The sequence below is a fragment of the Alcaligenes sp. Marseille-Q7550 genome (assembly GCF_965112015.1).
The window spans coordinates 1,828,752-1,845,047 of record NZ_CBCOPU010000001.1 but is presented as its reverse complement, the minus strand read 5'-3'; the positions used below and the strand labels follow the sequence as shown (position 1 = coordinate 1,845,047).

Annotated in this window: 23 protein-coding genes; 4 read left to right on the top strand and 19 right to left on the bottom strand. The window is 62.6% G+C overall.

Features of this window, described 5'->3' with window-relative positions:
* The 19 genes from sctU to ACWPWO_RS08795 form a co-directional block, all read right to left on the bottom strand.
* Nucleotides 1–1,053 (bottom strand): type III secretion system export apparatus subunit SctU, encoded by a 1,053-nt coding sequence (sctU, locus tag ACWPWO_RS08885; protein WP_454006067.1) that lies wholly within the window; start codon nt 1,051–1,053, stop codon nt 1–3.
* Nucleotides 1,050–1,850, bottom strand: coding sequence for a type III secretion system export apparatus subunit SctT (gene sctT / locus ACWPWO_RS08880; RefSeq protein ID WP_454006065.1), 801 nt, complete (start codon nt 1,848–1,850; stop codon nt 1,050–1,052). The genes sctU and sctT overlap by 4 nt, the downstream gene beginning before the upstream one ends.
* Nucleotides 1,851–1,865: 15 nt before the next feature.
* Nucleotides 1,866–2,132: a type III secretion system export apparatus subunit SctS gene (gene sctS / locus ACWPWO_RS08875; protein ID WP_454006063.1), complete on the bottom strand. Its 267-nt coding sequence runs from the start codon at nt 2,130–2,132 to the stop codon at nt 1,866–1,868.
* Between the two features lie 12 nt (nt 2,133–2,144).
* On the bottom strand, nt 2,145–2,822 hold the full coding sequence (gene sctR, locus ACWPWO_RS08870; protein WP_454006061.1) for a type III secretion system export apparatus subunit SctR: 678 nt from the start codon (nt 2,820–2,822) through the stop codon (nt 2,145–2,147).
* Nucleotides 2,819–3,916 carry a type III secretion system cytoplasmic ring protein SctQ gene (gene sctQ, locus ACWPWO_RS08865; protein ID WP_454006059.1) on the bottom strand — a complete coding sequence of 366 codons (1,098 nt, stop codon included), beginning with the start codon at nt 3,914–3,916 and terminating at the stop codon, nt 2,819–2,821. The genes sctR and sctQ overlap by 4 nt, the downstream gene beginning before the upstream one ends.
* Before the next feature lie 10 nt (nt 3,917–3,926).
* Entirely contained in the window at nt 3,927–4,736 is an 810-nt protein-coding gene (locus ACWPWO_RS08860) for a type III secretion HpaP family protein (RefSeq protein ID WP_454006057.1), read from the bottom strand.
* Nucleotides 4,737–4,738: 2 nt separating this feature from the next.
* Nucleotides 4,739–5,245 carry a type III secretion protein gene (locus ACWPWO_RS08855; RefSeq protein WP_454006055.1) on the bottom strand — a complete coding sequence of 169 codons (507 nt, stop codon included), beginning with the start codon at nt 5,243–5,245 and terminating at the stop codon, nt 4,739–4,741.
* A 3-nt stretch (nt 5,246–5,248) separates the two neighbouring features.
* Nucleotides 5,249–6,583, bottom strand: a complete 1,335-nt coding sequence (gene sctN / locus ACWPWO_RS08850) for a type III secretion system ATPase SctN (RefSeq protein ID WP_454006053.1) — start codon at nt 6,581–6,583, stop codon at nt 5,249–5,251.
* 12 nt (nt 6,584–6,595) lie between these two features.
* Complete coding sequence (locus ACWPWO_RS08845; RefSeq protein ID WP_454006051.1) at nt 6,596–7,234, bottom strand: HrpE/YscL family type III secretion apparatus protein; 639 nt, start codon at nt 7,232–7,234, stop codon at nt 6,596–6,598.
* On the bottom strand, nt 7,204–7,851 hold the full coding sequence (locus tag ACWPWO_RS08840; RefSeq protein WP_454006049.1) for a SctK family type III secretion system sorting platform protein: 648 nt from the start codon (nt 7,849–7,851) through the stop codon (nt 7,204–7,206). Before ACWPWO_RS08840 ends, ACWPWO_RS08845 begins: the two co-directional genes overlap by 31 nt.
* The gene (gene sctJ, locus ACWPWO_RS08835) at nt 7,848–8,690 is read right to left on the bottom strand and encodes a type III secretion system inner membrane ring lipoprotein SctJ (RefSeq protein WP_454006047.1); all 843 of its coding nucleotides are present in this window, start codon (nt 8,688–8,690) and stop codon (nt 7,848–7,850) included. The genes ACWPWO_RS08840 and sctJ overlap by 4 nt, the downstream gene beginning before the upstream one ends.
* Entirely contained in the window at nt 8,690–9,115 is a 426-nt protein-coding gene (sctI, locus tag ACWPWO_RS08830; protein WP_454006045.1) for a type III secretion system inner rod subunit SctI, read from the bottom strand. The genes sctJ and sctI overlap by 1 nt, the downstream gene beginning before the upstream one ends.
* A gap of 2 nt (nt 9,116–9,117) precedes the next feature.
* Complete coding sequence (locus tag ACWPWO_RS08825) at nt 9,118–9,588, bottom strand: tetratricopeptide repeat protein (RefSeq protein WP_454006043.1); 471 nt, start codon at nt 9,586–9,588, stop codon at nt 9,118–9,120.
* The gene (locus tag ACWPWO_RS08820; protein ID WP_454006041.1) at nt 9,585–10,070 is read right to left on the bottom strand and encodes a SycD/LcrH family type III secretion system chaperone; all 486 of its coding nucleotides are present in this window, start codon (nt 10,068–10,070) and stop codon (nt 9,585–9,587) included. The genes ACWPWO_RS08825 and ACWPWO_RS08820 overlap by 4 nt, the downstream gene beginning before the upstream one ends.
* Nucleotides 10,071–10,092: 22 nt before the next feature.
* Nucleotides 10,093–11,355, bottom strand: a complete 1,263-nt coding sequence (gene sctE, locus ACWPWO_RS08815) for a type III secretion system translocon subunit SctE (RefSeq protein ID WP_454006039.1) — start codon at nt 11,353–11,355, stop codon at nt 10,093–10,095.
* A gap of 70 nt (nt 11,356–11,425) precedes the next feature.
* On the bottom strand, nt 11,426–12,292 hold the full coding sequence (gene sctB, locus ACWPWO_RS08810) for a type III secretion system translocon subunit SctB (RefSeq protein ID WP_454006037.1): 867 nt from the start codon (nt 12,290–12,292) through the stop codon (nt 11,426–11,428).
* A gap of 13 nt (nt 12,293–12,305) precedes the next feature.
* On the bottom strand, nt 12,306–12,803 hold the full coding sequence (locus ACWPWO_RS08805; protein WP_454006035.1) for a SycD/LcrH family type III secretion system chaperone: 498 nt from the start codon (nt 12,801–12,803) through the stop codon (nt 12,306–12,308).
* Between the two features lie 23 nt (nt 12,804–12,826).
* Nucleotides 12,827–13,108, bottom strand: a complete 282-nt coding sequence (btc22, locus tag ACWPWO_RS08800; RefSeq protein WP_454006033.1) for a Btc22 family type III secretion system chaperone — start codon at nt 13,106–13,108, stop codon at nt 12,827–12,829.
* A 15-nt stretch (nt 13,109–13,123) separates the two neighbouring features.
* On the bottom strand, nt 13,124–13,744 hold the full coding sequence (locus tag ACWPWO_RS08795) for a hypothetical protein (RefSeq protein WP_454006032.1): 621 nt from the start codon (nt 13,742–13,744) through the stop codon (nt 13,124–13,126).
* Between the two features lie 224 nt (nt 13,745–13,968).
* Here ACWPWO_RS08795 and sctW point away from each other — a divergent pair, with 224 nt between their 5' ends.
* From sctW to sctY, 4 genes are read left to right on the top strand one after another with little or no spacing between them, the layout of a single operon-like run.
* A complete protein-coding gene (sctW, locus tag ACWPWO_RS08790) occupies nt 13,969–15,081 on the top strand; it encodes a type III secretion system gatekeeper subunit SctW (protein ID WP_454006030.1) in 1,113 nt (370 codons plus the stop codon).
* Entirely contained in the window at nt 15,078–15,461 is a 384-nt protein-coding gene (locus tag ACWPWO_RS08785; RefSeq protein ID WP_454006028.1) for a hypothetical protein, read from the top strand. Before sctW ends, ACWPWO_RS08785 begins: the two co-directional genes overlap by 4 nt.
* Nucleotides 15,462–15,475: 14 nt before the next feature.
* Nucleotides 15,476–15,886 (top strand): type III secretion apparatus assembly protein SctX, encoded by a 411-nt coding sequence (sctX, locus tag ACWPWO_RS08780; protein ID WP_454006026.1) that lies wholly within the window; start codon nt 15,476–15,478, stop codon nt 15,884–15,886.
* Between the two features lie 10 nt (nt 15,887–15,896).
* Complete coding sequence (sctY, locus tag ACWPWO_RS08775) at nt 15,897–16,295, top strand: type III secretion apparatus assembly chaperone SctY (protein ID WP_454006024.1); 399 nt, start codon at nt 15,897–15,899, stop codon at nt 16,293–16,295.
* Nucleotide 16,296: the final 1 nt, after the last annotated feature.

Below are 16,296 nucleotides of genomic sequence, written 5' to 3'. Positions count from 1 at the left end.
TTACTCCGTTGGGTCGTCTGCCAGCTTGCGCACCAGCCGCAGCACTTCGGCGACGGGTTCGACAAGTTCGCTGGGGATAAATTGATCGGGCTCGCCATGGGCCATCAGGGCCCGGGCCAGCGGAATATTCTGCATGATGGGCACGCCCTCCTCACGGGCGGCCCGCACCATCTCGGCCGCCAGGGCGCCTTCGCCCTTGGCCAGTATGATCGGCAGCGGGGTTTCGTCCTGGTCGTAATACAGGGCGATGGCCAGGTGGGTGGGATTGGTCACCACCACGGTGGCCTTGCGGGTGCGTTGCACCGCCCCCTGCATGGCCATTTCCTGGTGCAGGTGCTTACGTTTTCCCTTGATGTGAGGGTTGCCCTCCATCTCCTTGTATTCCTGCTTGACTTCCTGCTTGCTCATCATGAGCTGCTTGCGATGCTGGCGCCGCTGCCAGACGAAGTCGGCCAGGGAAATGATGACGTAGGCGACCGCCACATTCGCGATCAGGGTGAACATCATGCCCCCGACCCCCATTTGCAGCCCCGCCAGCCCGCTGTGCGGCACCGACATCAGTTGCGGCAGGGCGTCGCGCACCACCATGGTCACCAGCACGGACAGGAACGAAATCTTGAACGCGGACTTCAGGAATTCGACCAGATTGCGTTTGGAAAAGATGTTCTTCAGGTTGCTGATCGGATTGAGCTTCTTGCCGGACGGGATCAATTTCTTGAAAGCCAGCAGGACGCCGATCTGCAGGAACTCACTGAACATGCCGACCCCCAGCACGATCAGGATAATGGGCAACAGCAGGTACAATGCCTCGCGCAGCGTGATTTCCAGCGCGGACTTGAGCGCGATTTCAAAAGGCATGCCGGTCAGCCCGGCCGGCACCAGCAAGATCCGGCCCAACGACTCGATGATGTTGGAGGCATTGCCCAGCAGGTAGCCGAACAGGGCCAGGATCAACAGCGTCTGGGTGAAATCCTTGCTGTGGGCGACGTCGCCCTTCTCACGGGCGTCACGCAGTTTCTTGGCGGTGGGCTGTTCGGTCTTTTCTCCGCTCATGGCCGTCTCCATTGGTCATTCAGAAAAGGCAAGATGCCGGGAATGCCGCGCACCGTCTCGCCGGCATACTCGAACAGCGTGGTCATGTACAGGACCAGCACCAGCAGCGCCAGCGCGCTCTTGATCGGCATGGCCAGGAAAAACACCTGCAATTGGGGCGCGAAACGGCTGATCAGCGCCAGGCCCAGTTCCGCCAGAAACATGGCGACGATGGCCGGGGAAGCAAAAAGCAGGACCAGGCGCATGAAGCGGCTGAGCTGATCCAGCATCAGCGGCACGCTGTCCATGCGCAGCACCGGCGACCAGGACCACAGATCCCATAGGCGAAAACTGTCGTACAGCATGGTCAGCATCAGCGTGAAGCCGCCTCCGACCAGGAAAAACACCAGAAAGGCCTGGTTGAACAGAATGCCCAATGGGGAAGAGTCATTGCCCGTTGCCGGATTGAGCACCGCTCCCATGCTCGCGCCGCGCTGGTTGTCCACCACGAAGCCGACCGCCTCGAAGATCCAGAATGGAATCGCCACCAGAAAGCCCAGCACCAGACCCACGAAGACCTCCTTGACCATCAGCAGCAGCAGATCGATCGCCCCCAGATCCAGAGCGGCATAGCCCGGCGCCAGCATGGGGACCAGTACCAGACCCAGCGCGGCGCACAGGCTGTAGCGCACCAGCCCCGGCAGCAACTGCGCGTTGAACAGCGGCAGCATGCTGCACATGGCCAGGATGCGCGGCTGCGTCAGGGCCAGGGACCCCAGGAACATCTGCACTTCCGCGTACGTCGCGCCATTGAACATGGTGGCTTTCCGTCCTTATCGAATCTTGTAGAACAGATCGAACACCGCAATGGCGTAGTTGTAGAGTTCGCCGCTGAGCCAGCGGGCCGTCAACAGCAAGGTGATGAATACCGCGATCAATTTGACGGTGAACGACAAGGTCTGCTCCTGGATCTGCGTCAATGCCTGGAACAGGGAGAACAGGGTCCCGACAATGGCGGCCACGGCGATCGGAGGCAGCGACAGCCATAGCGTCAGGTAAAGAGCCTGAGTCATGTAAGAAACGACGTCGACGGTTCCCATGGGCGCCCCGGATCAGGAGTAAGACAGGACCAGACCCTGGATCAGGCGGGTCCAGCCATCGATCATGACAAACAGGAAAAGCTTCAGCGGCATCGAAATCGTGACCGGCGAAACCATCATCATGCCCATGGCCAGCAGGATGTTGGAGACGATCAGATCGATGATGACGAAGGGCAGATACAAGAGGAAGCCGATCTGAAAGGCGGCGGTGAGTTCCGAGACCAGAAACGCGGGGATCAGGACGATCAGGTTGTCCTGCTCCAGGTCGCGGGCCTGGGTTTCACCCCAGAGCTGACGGGCGGTGCGCACGAAAAAGTCTCTTTGCTCGGGCCGGCTGTTCTTCAGCATGAAGGCCCGCAAGGGTTCCGCGCCCCGCATCACCGCATCCAGAACGGCGCCGACCTGATCTCCCGCCGCCGGCGGCGCCGACTGCGCGGGCGAGACCTGGACGGTGCGCAGCTCCTGCCCCACCTGCATCACGACCGGCCCCATGACGTAGACCGACAGGATGATGGCCAAGCCATAGAGCGCCATATTGGGCGGCACCTGCTGCACCCCCAGCGCATTGCGCACCAGGGCGAACACGACGGCCAGTTTCAGGAACGAGGTCGTCATGACCGCCATCAAGGGCAGCAATGCCAGCAGTGCCAGTATGACGGCCAGGCTGATGGGGTCGAACCCGCCGTTCATGCTTCGACCTTGCCCAGGGTGGCGATGCACACGCCGATGCGTCCGTCCACATCGACCAATGTGCCCGTACCCAGCAAGGCGCCATTGGCCCGGATCATGACCGGACCATCGGCCAAAGGCCGCTGCAGGTCGAAGACGGCCCCCGGCTGCAACTGCCGCAGCTCGGACAGGGGCAGCGTGCGCTCGCCCAGATCGAAGGTGAGCCTAACCGGGATGGCCTCGAGCTCCAGCGGCTCCGCGGGCGGCGCATCCGGCTCCGAGGGTTGCGGGTCGAGGGGAGCGGAGAAATCCTGAGTCATGAGCGTGGTCCATCCTTGGGTCACAAGATAAGAAGAATGTTCGGCCCGCACGCGCAGGCCCTGCCCCTGGGGAATGCACAGCCAGAGCTCGCCGTGCGAATCCACCCAGTATTCATCCAGCAGGATCACGTCCGCGGCGGTCAGCGACTGCAGTTCGGACAGCGGCAGGACCGCCCGGCCCAATTCCGCGCGCAAGCTTACCGACAGATCGGCATCGTCCAGTACGCCCGAGCCACCCGGATTCGCCTGCTTGAGCAGGCGCGCCAGCAGCATCAGTCCCAGATCGTCGGCCTCGAGCACCATCAAGGCCAGTTCGCCGCCGGGCAGGGACCGGGCGCTGAAGGTCCAGGCATGCGGCAAGACCAGGTCCGAGGCATCCGCGGCCACACGCAGCGGATCGGAGGATGACAAGGGCGCCAGGGCGGCCAGGGCTTCACCCAGCGCTGTCTCCAGGGCGGCCTCCTGAAGGACTGCCGGCAAGGTATCCAGGCCCAGGCCAGGCAGCCTGGTATTCACCCAGGCCAGCAAGGCGCCCGGCGTGGCGCTGACACGCAAGGATGCACCCGCCCAGCTCAGGTCGACACGATGGCTGGCCGCCTGGCGCAAGGCGTCCGGCACGCCGGGAGACAAGCCCAGTATCCAGTCTCCCGGCGCAGATTCGGCGCCTTGCGCCGTCGGCAGCGAAACGCGCACGTTGGCGCCGTGCACCGCCACCAGCGTCAGGGCTTGGGCCTTGCCGGCGCTCAGGCGCGGCAGGATCACGGGCTTGGCAAAGGAAAAACTCATCGCATCCATGAAACAGTCATCATCCCGCGGCACCGGCCGCTTCGAACGGACAGAGATCGTCCGGGTCATCCGTATGCACCCGCACGGCGGTCGATCGGCGGAGCGAGCCGGCAAGTTCGTCGGCCAACTGCTGCGCACAACGGCAGAGCGTGTCGCGCGAGGATTCCCGCGAACAGGTAAATTCAACCACCAGATAAGCGGCTTCTTCGTAAACCGACACGGATACCCCGGGCAGGACATCGGCTTTCAGCTCGATGCGCACTTCCCGGCGGCCGCTGCTGCCGTCTCCCACCAACAGGCGATCCGCGGCCACCGACAACAGCCTGGCCAGGCTTTGCGAGGTATCGGCGCCGGCGTCGGCGGGACGAACCGAGTCCGGATACAGAGCAAATGACTTGGGCTGGTCCGCCGGGGCGGCTGCCGCCAAGCCGGGCCCGGGCGGCGCCTGATCGAACCCGTCGGACTCGTCGTCAACAGACCTCTGCACTTGCGGCCGGACTTCCGCCTTCAAATCGCTGCGGACTTCCCGCCGGGCGCTGCCGCCATCACTGGCCAAAAGGCGATCCTCGGACTCTGACAATGGCTCCTCCAGATCATGTGGTTCATCGGTATTGGCGTCATCGGACCGGGCTGCATCGGAAAAAAACGCGAATGGCTTGGGCAGTTCCGGCGGGGCGTCGGTATCGGCGACAGGCTCGGCCAGCGCCTGCTCGAACGCTTGGCGATCCGCATCGGAAGCTTCCCGCCGGGCCTGCGGATTCCCCTCCCCCGGCAAATCGAAGGACCCGGGGCCAAGGCCGATGTTCAGGTCGATACGAGATTCAGCCATGGTCACAAAGGCTCATAGTCGTCATGCTGCTGCCAGTCATTGCGGTCTCTGGCCGTCGAGGCGGCCTCTTCCATCTCCAGGTCCTCCTTGAGCTCCAGCTCGCGCATATGCTCGGCCGCATGCACGCCGGCCAGCTCCACAAACTTCTGGACCACGCGCGCAGCTTCGCGGTGAACGTCGCGGCGCTGATCCAGCGCGACGGACTCCTGACGCTCCTGTTCGACGGCCTGTTCGACGCTGGCCTCCCGGTCGCGTTCGCCCTGGCGCAGTTCGGCCACGCCCTGCATGACGTTCTCGATCTCGCCGACGCGCACCAGGCGGCTGCACAGGTCCTGATACATGTTCTGTTCCCGCTGCACGGACATCTCGCGAAACCGGGCCAATTGCTCCCGCTCCTGGGCGCAGCGCTGTTGCGTCTGAAAAAGCACCTGGCGCTGGCGCGCGACTTCCAATGCGGCCTGATCCTCCCGGAAGCGCTTGATCGCCAGCAGTTCTCGAAAGATATTCATGCCTCAGCCCCTCGCATCAACGATGGCGGCCATGCCCTCCAGCGCCTCGAGCAAGGTCGAACGCTCCTGCGTGCCTTGCTTCAGAAAGCGATTGATGGCGTCGATCTTCCCGATGGCTTCGTCGGTGATCGCGTCCCCCCCTTGCTTGTACTCGCCGATCTTGACCAGCAATTCGACCTCCTGATACTTGGCCATCAGCTCCCGGATGCGTCCCGCCAAGCCGCGGTGCTCCGGCGTCACGACCGCATTCATGACGCGGCTGGCGGAAGCGAGCACATCGATCGCAGGGTAATGGTTGGCGGCGCCCAGCTTGCGCGAGAGCACGATATGGCCGTCCAGGATCGAGCGCGTCTCGTCCGCGATCGGCTCAGTCATGTCGTCGCCCTCCACCAGCACGGTATAGAGCGCCGTGATGGACCCATGCTGATTCATGCCCACACGCTCCATCAGCTTGGGAAGCGTTGCGAAAACCGATGGCGGGAACCCGCGCCGGGTGGGAGGTTCGCCGGCCGCCAGGCCGATCTCGCGCTGCGCCCGGGCAAAACGGGTCACCGAGTCCATCAGGAACAGGACCCGCTTGCCCTGGTCGCGGAAGTACTCCGCAATGGCCGTGGCCACATAGGACGCCTTGGCGCGTTCCATGGACGATTTATCGCTCGTCGCACAGACGATGACGCTTCTGCGCCTTCCTTCCGGTCCCAGTTCATGCTCCAGGAATTCACGGACTTCGCGACCGCGCTCGCCGATCAGGGCGACGACCGTGACGTCCACGTCGGCCCCTTTGACCAGCATGCCCATCAAGGTGGATTTACCGCCGCCCGCGGCTGCGAAAATCCCCATGCGCTGTCCTTCGCCGCAGGTCAGCAGCCCGTCCAGCGCTCTCACCCCCAGCTCCAGGGGCCGGTCGATGATGCGGCGCGTCAAGGGATCCGGCGCTTCGGCGAAGACGGGGTAGAACTTGCTGGCTTCCAGGGGGCCGCGCTCGTCCTCGTCGAGCGGGCGGCCCAGACCGTCCAGCACCCGGCCCAGCAGGCCCTCGCCCACCGGCACCATGTGGGCGCGCCCGGTCGGAATGACCTCGGTGGCCGACGAAATGCCGTACATATCCCCCAAGGGCGTCAGCAAGGCTGCATCGCGCGCGAATCCGACGACTTCGCCCTTCATTTCGAAGTCCTCCCCCGGATTGCGCAGAATGCACACCTCCCCGACCTTGACGGCCGGTACGACCGCCTTGATGATGGTGCCGATGACCTGCGTCACGCGTCCCTTGATGCGCAAGGTGGACGTGTCATGCAAAGCCATTTCCATCATTTCGGTGATGTAGTCGAACTGGCGCATCGTTCAGTCCTCCTAGACCCGGCTGCCCAAGGTACGCTCGAAAGCGGCCCGCAGCGCGGCGATCTGGCCTTCCAGGCTGGCCTCGACCATGCCGATTTCGCTCTCCAGAATGCAGGCTCCCGGCTCCAAACGGGCGTCGGCCACCAGATCTACGTAGCCGACTCCCGGATAGGCGGCGAGGATGTCGTGGATCCGCCCGCGGACCAGCTCGAGGGCGCCCGGGCACAGACGCAGGGGGATCTGTTTCTGGTTGCGCACCACCGCCAGGGCGTTGCGCACGACGATCATGACTTTTTCCTGGTCATCGAAGCCATCCACGACCTTGCGAACGGACCCCATGACCAGATCCACCATCCGATTTTCCACATTGGCAAAATAGTCCACCGTCCGGCCGACGGTCTCGATCATCTTCTCGGCCTGATCGAGCAGCGCCTCCTGCCTGCCGTCCTCGTAGCCGCGCTGGCACTGGGCTTCGAACGCCGCCTGCGCCCCGGCCAGAATCTGATCAGCCTGTTCCTGGGCGTGATGGATCAGGGCTTGCGCCCCGGCCCATGCGGCATACTCCCCGGCGCGCAATACGCGGGTGGACGGAGCGACCACGGCCGCCAGTTTCCGGGACGTCAGCGCAGAGCGGGAAATGAGGAATGCCATACGGGTTCGATGTGTTTGAGAATATCGAGCGCTCGGTCCAGCAGCGCCTGCGGATCGGCCGCCAGCCCCTGGACGGGCTTGTCAGCCATTTTCAGTTCGGCGCGCAGGCAGAGCTCCGGCCCTGCCTCCTGCAAGGCTCCCTGCAGGGCCGCGCGACCGAGCGAATCCACACTGTCGGCGGAAATGTGCCGTTGTTCGGCATCGTCCTGGCTGAATGCCACGCCAGCCTCGTCCACGCCCTGCCGACGGGCGAAATCCAGGACGTCCGCCCCCAGATGAACGGTCAGTTGCCGGATCTGGTCGCCTTCGATCACCTGGCGCAGGCGCCGACCGTACAGGACCGCCCCCAGGTAACGCCCCAGGCGGGCCAGTCTGTCGGGAGGCAGCAGCGCCAGGGCCAGCTCAGGGCACCGAGCGTCCAGAACCGGGCGCTCGAAAAGATCAAGGCGGCGCAAGATCAGCCGGGACCAATGCCGGTGCCACACCATCGCCGGACAGGCGGCCGCCGCAGCGGCCTCGGGCGCATCAAAAGCGCGGTGCCGGCTGGGGTGCAAGGTGGCGCTGGGCAGAAAATTGAATTCCAGCATGCGTGTCGTGAACAGGTCTGCCGCCATCATTCGGACCTCCGTGGAGCGGCTTGGCCCATGCTCGGCTCCTGACGGGCCCGGGGGATGATCCGTCCGGGCAGCCAGCCTGCGCGCCACGCCAGATAGGCCAGGGCCGCCGCCAGGGCCAGGATCGCCAGGACGAACGTCCCTAGAAGCGCCGTCAAGCCGCCGGCCGAGCCTTGCGCGACCTGCAGGCCGAGCACGGGAGTCAGCATCGGCGCGGCCTGAGCCGTGTCGGACCTAGGCTGGGCCGACACCAGGGTGATGGACACCCGGTCCTCGGTCAGGCCCGGAATGGAATGCGTGACCAACTGCCGGATCTGGGGCTTGAGTGCGTCGAACGAGAAGCCGACCTGGTGCTTGACGAAAACCGCCGCCGTAGATGGCGAGGCCGCCTCGCCGACCTCGCCGCGCTCAGGCAGCACCACATGTACCCGCGCCGCCAGCACGCCGTCCATCTGGGACAAAGTGCTGGTCAGCTCCTGCGACAAGGCGTAGATGTATCGCGCGCGCTCCTCCACAGGCGAAGACACCAGGCCCTCTTTCTTGAAGATCTGCCCCATGCCGGCGAACTGTTCCCGGGGCAGGCCGCGCGAACGCAGGATATCCAGCGCGCGCGCCACCTGGGTCCCGTCGACCGAGACCGACACCCCGTTCTTGTCGGCCGTCTTGTCGGCCTTGATGCCGGAATCCAGCAATACGGAAAGCAGTTCATTGGCCTCGCCCTCGCTGATGGCCGAATACAGCGTGACATTGGACCCGCAAGCCGCCAATAGCGACAGAATCGCGGCCATCAGAGCCCAGCGCAACAACTGAAAGCCGTAAGGCCCGAAAGAAAGGAGACGCATCAAGACATCCTGACCAGGGTATCGATATTCTGCGTGGTCCGCGCCACGGCCTTGCCGATCAACTCGTACTGCACGGATACCTGCAACAATTCAGTCTGCACGCGCAACATGTCGCTGATGGCCGGCTGCTTGGACAGTCCCTCCAGGCTGTGGGAGATGTCCTTCCATTTATCGGAGAAGTCGCCGGCGACGCCGCGCAGCCCCGACAGGATCTGACTGCCCAGCGTCGGCGCCGCCTCGAGCGGCGCCGCTGCGAAAGCGGACTGCAAGGCGGCGCTCACGCCATTGAGCCCAGGCTCCTGAACGCCGTTCATGATGGCGTTGAAGCGTTCGGCTGCCAGGCTCGAGGGCTCGACCCTGGCGCCCCCCGCGGTGTTGTTGAGCGCCGGCGCCGCCAGCGCAGTCGATAAAGCGGCAATTTCCATGATCAATCTCCTTTATTATTTTCAGTCGCATCCGCTGCCAGCCCCAGCATGTGCCGAGCCAGCGCGCCTCCCTCGCCAGGGTTCTGCGTCGCCTTGAGCAGAACCTGCCGGCTTTCCGCGCAACGCCCCGCCAACTGCAGAGCCAGGCCGAACCAGGACTGGACGACAGCCTGTTCGTCCGGGTCGAGCAGTTGAACCTCCCGCAGCAAGCGCGCGGCCTCCAACGCCCGGCCGGCATTCAATCGCGCCACCGCCAGCCCAAGCAGAGGGAAAGCCCGATTGGGCCGCTGGCGGCGCAAGAACGTAAATACCCGGTCGGCTTGCGTCACATCCCCGCGGCCCGCAGCCAGCATGCCGACCTCGGTCAGGAAGCGGGCGTCCCGCGCGTCAAGCACAAAAGCCGCCTCGGCCGAGGCGGCTTCAGCCCCGCAGGCTGCGGCAGCCCCGGGGGATGGGTGATTGAGTTCCCTCATAGGCCGGCCTGCTTCTCCGCCAGATCCCTGAGCAACTGGGCGCGCGGCTGAAACGCGTCGAAACGCCCCTGCGATTCGGCAATGCAGGCCAGCACCCTATCCAGTTCCTGCAGGGCGTCCGAGAACTGGCCCAGCATCAGCTGGCATTCCGCCACCTGCATGGAGGGTTCCAGGCTGCCGGGAAACAAGGTGGTCAGCAAGGAATACATCAAGATGGCTTCCTCGTAGCGTCCGCACATCTCCAGGCAGACCGCCAGACCCGCCAGATAATGGCGGCGAGTGGGACCATAAACGGCCAGGATGGAAAACAGCGGCAGCGCCTGGGCATACTGCTCCTGCATCACGTGGGCGTAGGCCAGAGCGTAGATGACTTCAAGCTGTTCGTCCGTCAGGCGGCTGCTGGAAGGCAGGGCCTGCAAGTCATCGTACAGATCCTGGGCAAATTGACTGCGGGGAACTTCAGTCGCTTTCGTGTTGGACATCGGATTCTCCTTTCAGTCGGGATCAAACCGCCGCTCTGCTGTTCATGTTCTGTATGACCTGTCCCATGCTGTCTGACGCGCCCGCCAGCATCTTGCTGACCGCGCGAACGCTCTCATCCATATCCTGGACGATTTTCTTCATGTCTTCCATGCCGTCCTCCATCATTCTTTGCAGCTTCATCATCAACGCCTGCAATTCTTTTTTCTGCGCCTGGATGTGCTCGGATTCCTGTACCGTCTTGGCCCTGTCGATGCTGATCGCGCCGCCGATGACCTGGGCGCCTCCCGACACAACGGTGGCCGTAGTGCTAATCGCCGTGTTGACGATTTTCAACACGGAATTCAAGACACTGCCGGCAACCTGAGCGCCGCTGGCAAGCATGGAAGTCCCCGCCGTCATGGCGATCATGGCGACCCCGACGGCCAGCGCCCCCACAATGGCGAAGGCCATGCCGATATAGGCTGCCGCCTGGTCATTCACCCCGACCAATCCGGCGAATCCCTCGGCCAGGTCGCCCAACAGCGACGGCTCGAGCAGCAACATGATGGGGCTGGTGAGCGCCACGCCCCCCGCGGCGACCTTGCTGATTTTGTCGGCCAGCTTGGAATCCACACCGCACACATCTGTCAAAAACCGGCCCACGGTATTCTTGAACAGATTGCTAAAGCTGATTTCAGGCCCGCCGCACTCTACTGAAATCGCGCTGACCAGCGAGAGCGTCGCGCTGGCGGCTCCGACGGCGGCAACAGCCAGCAGTGGCAGCGCAGCACCGCCGCTCAATGCCGTGGCCACGCCGGCGATAAGGAGCCCTGCCGCGGCCCCCAAGAAAGCGGCGGCCTTGCCCACCCAACCGAAGATCTTGGCAATCTTGCCCTTCTTGGCGGCGGCTTGTGATTTCTTGTTCCAATCCTGGATCAGTTTCTGTTGCTCCTCGGACCTTGCTTTCAATTTGATTCTGGCCGACTCCACACCGGCCTGGGCAGTCTTCATCAAGAGATCGCCGATCTTGCTTTGCAGGTTGCGCAGAAAATCGACCATCTCACTCACATTGAAGACCCGGCTGGAAGGCTCGAGGACTGGCGGACCAAGCGTCCCTACCTGCGCAACCTCGCCCTGCCCCTGGCTGGCGGCTTGCGGCGCATACCTGGCGAGGTCGGCGTGAAGCTTCTCAAGGCCCAGGTCGGCAAGAGAAGGTTTGCCCGAAACAGCGCCGGCCTCGGGCTCTTGATCCTGTCCAGCCGGGGCCGGATTATATCCAGCACCCAATGAAGAAATCGTAGTCATGAAAACCTCCCCTGGAGAGTCGATCAAACGCGGCCGGCGATGGCACGATTGGTTTCGGTTTTAGTCTGCTCTATGGCGGCGATCTTTTCACGAACTTCGCGGATGATTTCCAACATCTGCTGCATGATTTCGCCTGCCTGCTGCGCGGCTTGCTCATGAACCCGGGCGTCAGCCTCAAGCCTGGCTTTTTCGCGTCACTGCTGGCCGCCACGCGCTCAGAAATAGATGAGCCGATCTGCCCAAGACCGGTCATAGCCGTGTTGGCCCCCTGAGCGGTGCCACTGACCGAATCGCCAAACGCTTTCAATCCTGCGCCCGCGTCGCCCCGGGCTATACCCATCATGCTTAACGCACCGCCGCCGACTGCCAGGTTAATGGAAATTAGACCGCCTGCGATTTGGCCGGTTGCCGATAGAATCCCCGCAGCCAAACGCAGGTTCGCGGCATGGCAAATTTCGTCGGCTGCATTGAGCAGACTGGTTATCTGACTCTGCATTTCCGCATTGCGGATTTCCCGCGCCTGATTGCGCATCTGCTGGGAGCACTGCTGAAGCACGGTCATCACCGCAAGGATGTCAAGCAAAACAACGACTGTGTTCAGTTTATCCAGCAGATCGCCAACGGCCGCCTTCTCGCTGGGCACAGGCAGCATCGTAGTCAGCAGCGCCTTGCGATGTCCCGAAGGAGCGCCATTAATTTCCAAACCCGCAGGCTTGGATGTGGATTCCAACGTGATTCCCGCCGTTTTCACCCTTTTTTGCGTCGTCGGGGCCAGAGACTCGGGATTCATTTCCGAAGGAATGCAGCCGGGGGCGAATTGGTTTGCAGTGATGAGATGGGCATTATGGGCTCCAGTGTTCTCGTCTAAATGTGCCGGTTTCCCATATGAAGGGATCGAGTCATCCTTGAGTGGCACGCCGCGACGAAATCGTTCCATGCCATGACGGCTTTTATTTCGTCTTGGGTTCAATAGCGCCGAGCAGCGCTTCGGCGCGAGCCTTGATGGCATCGTGCCGGCCCGGCGTGCACAAGTCGGCCATCATCAATTCCAGCGACTCGCGAGCCTCTTCCGGACGCCCCAGAGCCAGCAGGCATTCCGCACTGTGAAACACGGGCACAGGATCATCCAGACGCATGACGGTCACGACAAGGTACTGCTGCAAGGCTTCCTCGTAGCGTCCGGTCATCTGCATGGCCGAGGCCAACGCGAATTGGTAGCGCGAGTTCATGTGGTCATAGGTCACCAGCAGCGCAAAGATCTTGAAAGCGTCGTTGTATTTCCTCTGGGCATACAGGGAATGGCCGTAGGCATACATGGCTTCGCATTCTTCGGCGGTGATCCCCTTGATCCGGGCCAGCGAGCCGCCCGAGGACCAGAGCTCGAGGATGGTGGCGGCCAATTCGTCCGCATCCTGTTGGGTAAGCCCGGGGTTGGTATGGTCACTCATGGCGACTCCTGTGCAGAGGGGGTTCAGATCATATTGCGCAGCTTGCGCCGGGCGCCGCTACGAGGGCCGGCTGCTGCGAAACTGCGCCGGGACATTTCTTCGGCAACTTCACGCTCGGCATCTTCCAGGTCCTTGCGAAGCAGCTCCTGGGCCTCGGCCTGAATCTTCTCGTTCATCTCGGCGGGGAGCTTGTCGGGATCCAGGCCGTGATCGCGATAGATGTCGGCCGTCGCCGCCAGGTTGCGCTGCACCTGCTCGATCAAGGCGTCGGCTTCACGCATGATTTCTTCGGGGGTTTTGTTCATGGTTCAAGGCCTTAGTTACATTTTATTAATCATGCCCTGCTTCGAGTCTCTCACTGTCTTAATGAAATTGGACATAAGGTCGAAGGCCTCGTTCCTCTTGCCATTCATGTTTTGCACACGGAGCATGTCCATCTGTTGCTGGTTGCCGGCGGCATCGATCAAGCTTTTAATCTTGGCGATGGCTGCGTCTATTTGTCCTTTGTTTGTATTTTTGTCGACGCTAATCCCCGCCACTTTGATGCCATTGTCACCGTCCGCCGTTTCCCCTGACACCGGCGTCCGCTCCCCGGTCCCCTTAAAGGAAAGCTCATTCTCGAGACCCGCTGCTTTAATCGCATCGTTCAAGGGTATCTCGTACCGCCTGGCCTGTTCGCCGTTCCAGTTCGGGATTTTGGCGTCCGAGTTCGTACCTTTGATGGCCCCCTGGAAAACGTTCAACTTATTCAATACCTCGTTATATACGGCTATCTTCTCGTTGCGTTTCTGCATCCCCTCGATCTCCGTTCTCAGCTGCTGGTCCGTCAATTCGACCCGCTTGCTCTGCACTACCAGGAGCGCGGTTTCAATACTCATTTCCGCAGAAAAATAAGACGCAGTCGCCTGAATGCCGGGATTGAAATTGCTTGTTACAGTCATGATGAATCATCCTATGTCTGAGTCTGGGTACCATGCGCAGCCAAGACCTAGCCGCGCGCCTTGCTGAATAGGTGACCTGTCTCTTACACACATTTGACGCTGCCTTGTAACAAGTGACAAACGGCAGGACCGGGCAGAAATGTCCTCCCTCCCCCACAGGAACAGGGAACTATTTTTCCTCGGAAGTTACTACTGCCGGACAGCATCCTGAGGAATCCTTTTTCATGAACCGCATAGATACCGGCGGCATCGCCTCCGGCCTTCCTTCATCGGAACAGCCGGCGGACTTCGATGCCGAACAGTCACAGACCCAGACAGGCGTCCTGATGGGCGAGCACACCGTCGTGCTCAAGGACGGGACAGTCTCCCTCGAAGACTCTGCCGAGGAAATCGGCCTGTACATGGAAGAGGTGACTGAAACCAAGCACCACAGCGAGCGCAGGATCAAGCCCAGCCGCACCATGGTACTGATGCAGCCGGCCGAGATCATCGAAATGCTGGAGCAGGGCCATGACCCTGACACGCAAGCCAAGCTCGAAGTCCTGGTCGCCAAACTGCTGACGGGTCACGCTCTCCCCCGCCGTGAGGCCTCGCAGGCATTCGAAGACGTGTCCCAGCAATACCTGGCCCTGCAGTACGCCTTGCACAAAGGCGAACAGGAAGGCGCCAGCGTCGAACGGCTGGAGTCCCTGCGCGATGCGCTGTCCGACCTGGAAATCGACAGCGGCCCGCAGATCCGCGCCGGCCTCAATTCCCTGGGCAGCGCCTCGGCCTTTGCATCCGACGCGGCGGGCGTACAGACCTTCCAGAACACCTACCGCGACATCGTCCTGGGCGAAAACTCCTTGAGCAAGACCCTGGGCCTTGCCCTGGAACGCTTCGGCGGCAAAGACGTGGCGCGCGGCCTGCAGCAGCTGATCGCGGCCCTGGGCCAGGACCTGTCGTCCACCCGGCCGTCCACCTTGCCCAACCGATTGCAGGCGTTGACCACCGATCTGTACCATCTGCAGGTTGCCGCCACCGTGCTCGAGGGCTGCACGGATCTGTCCAGCAGCCTGCAGGCCAAAGAACTGGGGGCGCCGGACAGCGAACGCCTGATGCGCGACCTGGTCCATCTGACCGGCGAGAAGTGGCTGGACCAGTCCCGCATGAGCAGCCTGACGCAACAGCACGGCATCTCGTCGCCCGAAGGGTGCGTGAGCTTTCTGAGCGGCGTCAAATTCCTGCTGCGCGAGCTTCCCATCCAGGTTTTCCTGGATAACGACGCCCGGCAGGCGACCCTGGACGCCGTCCAGGACGCATTGGATATCGCTATCGACGAGGAAGACCTGCCATGACGGACACTGATAACACCTTGCGGCAGTTCGGCGAGACCGCCGGCATTGCCGACCTCTCTTTCGACAGCCGCGGGCAGGTCGTCTTCCGCACGGGTCAAGGACGCTTGCTGGGACTGGAGCATGCCGGCCCGAACATCCTGGTCTACATCGCTTCGCCGATCCGCTATGAGGCGGGAGCCTGGCTGCTGAAAGCCTGCAAGCGCGCCCATCACACCCATCTCGAAGACTGGCCGATACAGGCGGCGCTGCGCGACTATGACGGCACCCCCTATCTATTGGCGCTGGTTTGCATGCGCGAATCGGAGTTCACCGAACGGCGGCTGCTTGCGGCGCTGCATCATCTGTCGCACTGGCTGGACGCACTGCACAACGAATCCTGAAAGGAGCCCCCCTGATGGCCAACCTGAACGTCGACCGGCACCTGAGCTTCGATCACGGGATCGAGAATATCCTCCATCTGCGGCGGAACGAACCCGAAACACAGGGCCTGCCAGACCGGCGCAATCTGACGCCGTCCAACGATCCCGTCCGCACACAGCTCACGCAACTGCTGGAAAAGCCCAATATCGGCCACGTGCTGGAAGAAGCCTTGCGCCCTGTGATCGGCAACCGCGAACTGCTCACGCCGTCGCGATTCCAATCCGCCCTGCAGAATGTCCTGAAAGACCTGACCGAACTGGCCGAACAGGCCGAGCAGGACGGCGATGCCCGCCGCATCCTGAACCGGGCCATCCGGGTGCTGAAAAACGAAGCCGGCTTGCGGGAGCTGCTGGCCATGTACCGCAGTGCTCTGTATCAGGGATGAACGCTTCTTCATGACCTTTTCGAGTCCCGACGCGCCCCCCCTGCCTTCCAAGGGAAAATTGGGAGAAAACGGCGGCATGCTGCTGGATCTGCTTGCTTACGTGTACCTGGAAAACGACCGCCCCGAAAAGGCGGCGGCCCTGCTGGAGGCTCTTGAAACCCTGGAGCTGGCTGACGCGCGCCGGCGCACCGCCTTGGCCTGGGCGCAACTGCGCTGCGGCAAGCCGAGTGCCGCGCTGGACACCCTGAACCAGGCCGCCCTGCAGGGAGAGACGGGCGTTGCCTTTCATCTGGTGCGCGCCCAGACGCTGGTCGCCCTGGATCGTATCGCCGAAGCCAAAGCCGCCATGCAGGCCTACATCAATCTGCGCGCCAATGGCCAGGACGCGCCCGACTCCCCTTCGATCTAGG